Raw genomic sequence first — 5262 nt, 5'->3', positions numbered from 1 at the left:
GGCATGAGGGCGAATCCCACAGATTGATCACGACCCGATACGCGCCCTAACAGGAACCTACCTGCACCAACGGTGGAGCGAAGGGTGCCACGACGTCCCGCAGCTCTACCGCGAACTCCAGGGAATCGGCTACTCCGGGGGCATCCAGACCGTCCGCCGCTACCTGCGGCCTTCAAAGGAACGCGGACTGCCGCCCGCACCTCGCTCTGCTCCGCGACCGCGCCGCATCGTCCGCTGGATCATGACCGATCCCTCCCGGCTCTCCGCTGACGACGCGCAGGACCTCAAGGAGATACGGGTTGCCTGCCCGCACCTCGACGCGGCAGCCAGGCACATTCGCGACTTCGCGACCATGCTCCATCAACGGCATGGCGCCCTGCTGCCCGCCTGGATGGACAACGTCCTCGCCGACGACTTGCCCGCACTGCACTCCCTCATCGGCGGCCTGCGCCGGGACCAGGAAGCAGTTATGGCTGGCCTGTCCAGCCCCTGGAGCTCCGGCCAGGTCGAAGGCACCGTGACGCGCATCAAGCTCCTCAAGTGCAAGGGGTACGGACGTGCAAGCCTTGAACTGCTCCGACGGCGCATACTCATCCGGAGCTGACATCAAGGTCATCGCACCCCCGCACGCCCACAGGCTAGATTGCTCCCATGCCGCTCACCCCTGACGACGAGATACACACGCGATGGCCGGGTCGCATTCGTCCGCGACCTGCAACAGGGCTACCTCCAGCGTGGACACGATTGGGAGAACCACACCCTCGACCGCTTCCTCGAAGCCCTCGCCGCGTGGATGGCCAGCTCGGACGGCTGGTACCGGAACTTCGGCGAAGAACTTCCGGCCAACGGCGACTGGACCTTCATCGCACGAGCCCTCAGCGCGGCAACCGTTTACGAGTAGACGCATTGAGTCATGTCGACCACCGCTCGCCCACCCGCCACCACAGGATCATCGCCAGAGCCGAATATCGCCGTCGCTCACACCCAGGTCGACCGCGCACGGCCGGGCGGCAAGCACCACGTCCTTGTCGAGGGCCAGGGCATCCCGCTCGCGGTCTCGCTGACCGGTGGCTACCGCAACGATGTCACCCAGCTCCTGCCCCTGCTCGACAAGGTCCCCGCGGTAGCCGGGGTGGTGGGCCGGCCACGGCGGCGGCCGGATGCCCTGCTCGCCGGCCGCGGCTACGACCACGACAAGTACCGCCGCCTGCTGTGGCAGCGCGGCATCCGTCCGGTCATCGCCGAACGAGGCCAGCCCCACGGCTCCGGCCCGGGCACCTTCCGGTATGTCGTCGAAAGAACAATCGCTTGGCTGCACGGCTTCCGCCGGCTTCGGATCCGCTGGGAGCGACGCGACGACATTCATGAGGCCTTCCTCGGCCTCGCGTCTCGTCACCTACAGGCACGTTCAACGGCTTTGTTAGGATCTCTTAGCCCGGATCCACCGGTCGGTATTGTTGTTGTGTGCTGTGGTTCGGCGACGTCGGGTGTCGTTGTGTTGGGTGGGATGAGGGCGTGTGGACCTGCCGGTCTGCCGGCCTCTCCGAGGTCTGAGCTGTACTGAGATTTGTGGAGTCCCTGATGCCAGGGTTACGGTCCTGGCGAAGGAGAACCACCAGCACCGTGGCAGCACCCCGTAAATGCCCGGACGAGCTCCGCGAGCGCGCGGTCCGCGAGGTCCGCACCACCGGTCGGCCGATCGCCCATGTCGCGAAGGATCTCGGCATCCACAAGGAGGCCCTGCGCGGCTGGGTCCGGCAGGCCGAGGCCGACCGCGGCGAGCGCGACGACCGGCTCACGACCACCGAGCACGAGGAACTCAAGCAACTCCGCAAGGAAAATGCCGAGTTGAAGCGGGCGAACGAGATTCTTAAAGCCGCCAGCGTGTTTTTTGCCCAGGAGATCGAACGTTCCCGGACGAGGCCGAGCAGGTGGTAGACCACCTGCGTGACAAAGGTCTCGGGGTCGATCCCGTATGCCGGGTCCTTGAGCTGTCGCCGTCGACGTACTTTGCTCGCAAGAAGCGGTTGAAGTCGGCCCGCCGGTTCCGCGACGAGCAGCTGATGCCAGTCATCGAGGAGATCCACGCGGAATCGGGCGGCACCTATGGCGCCTGCCGGATCACCCGCGCACTGGGGCGCGAGGGCGTGGACGTGGCCCGCTGCACCGTCGAGCGGCTGATGGCCGAGTTGGACATCGAGGGCGTCATTCGTGGCCAGCGGCGCCGCACCACGGTCGCGGAACCGTCGGTTCCCCGCCCGCCGGACCTGGTCGACCGCGACTTCACGGCCTCCTGGCCCGATCAGCTCTGGGTAGCGGACATGACGTATGTCCGCACCTGGTCCGGATGGGCATACGTGGCCTTCGTCCTGGACGTGTACTCCCGGATGATCGTCGGCTGGCAAGTCGCGAACCATATGCGGACCGAACTGCCCCTGGAAGCCCTGGAAATGGCACTCTGGCGCCGCAGGATCGAGAAGGACTCCGGGCTGATCCATCACAGCGACCGCGGCAGCCAGTACGTATCGATCCGCTATACCGACCGGCTCGCCGACATCGGTTCCTCAGCGTCGGTCGGCTCCGTCGCGGACAGCTACGACAACGCGATGGCCGAGGCCCTAAACGGCACCTTCAAAGCAGAGCTGATCGAGATGCAGGGCCCTGGAAGGACGTCGATCAAGTCGAGCGGGCGATCTTCCAATGGGTCACGTGGTGCAATGAAGAGCGCCTCCACTCCGCGTTCGACTACATACCGCCCGCCAAGCACGAACACGACTTCTGGCACGGCCAGAAGAGAGTCCCGCAGTCCGCCTGAATCAATCAAGAACGGACTCTACGAAACTCGGGGCAGCTCAGTCCTGGGTTGTAGGGACGGTGTTGGTGGCGTCAGCCGTGTTGTGGCAGTGCGGTGACGGCCGTCAGAGCATGTGTGAACGCGTCGGCCCAGGGCCAGTGGGTGGGCAGTCGCAGGTGGAGCCGCCTGGCGGTGTGCACGAGTCGGCCCGGGACGGTGAACAGAGTGCGTTGGAGGGTTGCGGCGGTGGCCCGGGCCAGGTCGTGGCTGGCGAGGATGCCGACCGCGCGGCCGAGGTTGTGAGCCATGGCTGCCAGGGCGAGCCAGACCGGGTTCGCGGTGAAACGCCCTCAAGGAAGGTGAGCCAGCCCGGCGGACTTCAGCTCGGCGATGATCTGCTCGACCACGGCGTGTCGGCGGTGATCGGCCTCGAGCTCGGTGACGCTCCCAGCCCGGTCGGTGACGAACGCGTGGTGGTCGTAGGTGGTGAACAGCGCGAGTTGGGAGCCGGGGGTAGGGCGGGCCCGGCGCACGATCAGCCGCACGGTGACCGGTGTCTTGGTGTGCGCGAAGCAGGTGTAGGCGGTCTCGGCGACGTCCGCGCCGGAGACTTCCGGGGTGGAGAGCCAGTACGGGATCGGCATCCACGCGTCGTCGGGGATGGCGGCGATGGCGGCCTTGATCTTCGGGTCCTGGCGGACGGTGACCGAGAAGCGCACGTCCAGTTTGCGGGCGGTGAGCAACACGGCCTGGGAGTAGAACGCGGAGTCCACCCGGACGGTCAGCGGTCCGGATGCTCCCGCGTGGCGGGTTCGGCTGACGGTCTGGGGCAAGAAGGACTTCGCGCCGCGGGCCGCAGCGGCGCTTCCGCCCCGCAGCCGTGAGCAGAGGATCTGGCTGCTGTGGGCCAGCGTGGCCAGTTGCGGGTGGTAGCCGCGGGTGTAGCCGAAGGCAGCACCCTGCTTGGCCCGTCCGTAGACCGGGTGTCCAGGTACTGCTCTGAGTGCACCACCGAGTACGAAGTTATGTGCACCACTGCTCAGGCCACGTCGGTGTCCCGCTCGATGGCCTGGAGGCGGTTCTTGAGCCGGTAGCTGTTGCCGTTAGTCGAGACGACTTCGCAGTGGTGCAGGAGACGGTCGAGGATCGCGGTGGCCAGGACCTCGTCGCCGAAGACCTGGCCCCATTCGCCGAAGGTCTTGTTCGAGGTCAGGATGATCGAGCCCTTCTCGTAGCGCTTGGAGATGACCTGGAAGACCAGGTTTTCCTCGGACCGTTCCAGCGGTTGGTGTTGGGTCGGGGACGGGACGCCGTGCACCGTTTCCGGTGCCGGTTTCCCCGTCCCCCTCTCTGTCAAGTCAGGCATACTGGATGATTCATTGAGTCGAGGGCGGAGAAGGAGTAGTGCTCCAGGTGGCCAGCACCAACGACCACGGGACCTCTGATCCGCAGGTCGAATCCCGTTCGACCGGACCGCGCCGGTACTCCGCGGAGTACAAAGCGAGGATCCTGGCCGAGTACGAGACGCTCGACCGGCAGGGCAAGAGCGCCCTGCCGCGCCGGGAGGGCCTGTACTTGTCGCTGATCACGAACTGGCGGGAGCAACGGGACCGGGGCGTGCAGACGGCACTCGCCGGGTCGGCGGGACGACCGAAGGCCGACCCGCGGGACAAGGAGATCGCCCGGCTGAAGGCCGAGAACGCCAAGCTGCAGCAGGAGCTGGGCAAGGCCCGCACCGTCATCGAGGTCCAGGGAAAACTCTCCGCGCTGCTCGGCCAGCTCGCCACCGACAGCGCCACGAACAACGGCGAGAACAAGTGACGCCCCCTGCGGACACGGACGGGCTGGGGCCTGATCCAGTGGCGAGCACGGTCTTCGAGGACGCCCGGGCCCGGGCGCTGGAGGACCTGACCGGCGTAGTCGGACGGGTCAAGGCGTGCGCCGCGCTCGGCGTGAGCCGGGCCACCTACTACCGCCACCACCGCCAGTCCCCGCCGCCGGTGCGTCCACCACGTCGGGAGCGCCGTCGTCATCCCCGTGCGCTGGCTGCTTGATCTTGTGCATCACCGACGCCAAAGCCTGTTTGGACGGGATGGTGAGCACGACGCGGCGATCGCCCCAGGTTCTCCGCTGGATGTGGAAGCCTAGGAAGACGAAGCCGTCGTCGATGTGGGTGATGTGGGTCTTCTCGTCCGAGAGAGTCATCTTCAGCTTGCGGGCCAGCAGTTCACCGATCTCCGCTTTGAGTGCTTCGGCCTCGGACTTCGTGCCGTGCACGAGCACGACGAAATCGTCGGCGTACCGCACCAGGCGGAAGTTCGGCCGCCCCGTCCGACGTCGATACTGCCGACGCCATGGCGGGGGCATCTCCTGGTCCCAGATCCGCGAGAAATGTCGGTCCATTACCGAGAGATAGATGTTGGCCAGCAGCGGAGAGACGATCCCTCCTTGCGGAGTCCCGGTCAGGG

General features: G+C 66.5%; 4 protein-coding genes and 4 pseudogenes. 5 read left to right on the top strand and 3 right to left on the bottom strand.

Annotated elements, in window-relative coordinates:
* Positions 1-13 precede the first annotated feature (13 nt).
* The 4 genes and pseudogenes from AZE13_RS37375 to AZE13_RS33095 all read left to right on the top strand — a co-directional run bounded on the left by AZE13_RS37375 (position 14) and on the right by AZE13_RS33095 (position 2815).
* The gene (locus AZE13_RS37375; RefSeq protein WP_079124646.1) at positions 14-604 is read left to right on the top strand and encodes a transposase; all 591 of its coding nucleotides are present in this window, start codon (positions 14-16) and stop codon (positions 602-604) included.
* A gap of 39 nt (positions 605-643) precedes the next feature.
* Positions 644-901, top strand: a complete 258-nt coding sequence (locus AZE13_RS33110) for a hypothetical protein (RefSeq protein ID WP_258528181.1) — start codon at positions 644-646, stop codon at positions 899-901.
* 90 nt (positions 902-991) lie between these two features.
* Positions 992-1384, top strand: a pseudogene (locus AZE13_RS38865) (transposase); the annotation flags it as partial.
* A 197-nt stretch (positions 1385-1581) separates the two neighbouring features.
* Positions 1582-2815, top strand: a pseudogene (locus AZE13_RS33095) (IS3 family transposase).
* Positions 2816-2886: 71 nt separating this feature from the next.
* Here the strand turns inward: AZE13_RS33095 and AZE13_RS35150 are convergent.
* Positions 2887-3837 (bottom strand): annotated as a pseudogene (locus AZE13_RS35150) (IS1380 family transposase).
* Positions 3834-4085, bottom strand: a pseudogene (locus AZE13_RS33080) (ATP-binding protein); the annotation flags it as partial. The pseudogenes AZE13_RS33080 and AZE13_RS35150, both read right to left, overlap by 4 nt.
* A gap of 122 nt (positions 4086-4207) precedes the next feature.
* On the opposite strand from AZE13_RS33080, the gene AZE13_RS33075 reads away from it, so the two are divergent.
* Positions 4208-4615 carry a transposase gene (locus AZE13_RS33075; RefSeq protein ID WP_066940476.1) on the top strand — a complete coding sequence of 136 codons (408 nt, stop codon included), beginning with the start codon at positions 4208-4210 and terminating at the stop codon, positions 4613-4615.
* 108 nt (positions 4616-4723) lie between these two features.
* Here the strand turns inward: AZE13_RS33075 and AZE13_RS33070 are convergent.
* Positions 4724-5262 (bottom strand): reverse transcriptase domain-containing protein (locus tag AZE13_RS33070; RefSeq protein ID WP_258528180.1); only part of this gene is annotated, 539 nt, incomplete at its 5' end.

This window comes from Streptomyces sp. NBRC 110611 (assembly GCF_001590865.1).
Classification (GTDB): Bacteria; Actinomycetota; Actinomycetes; order Streptomycetales; family Streptomycetaceae; genus Streptomyces.
Note: the sequence above shows the minus strand (reverse complement) of the source record. Positions and strands in the feature narration are given on the sequence as shown.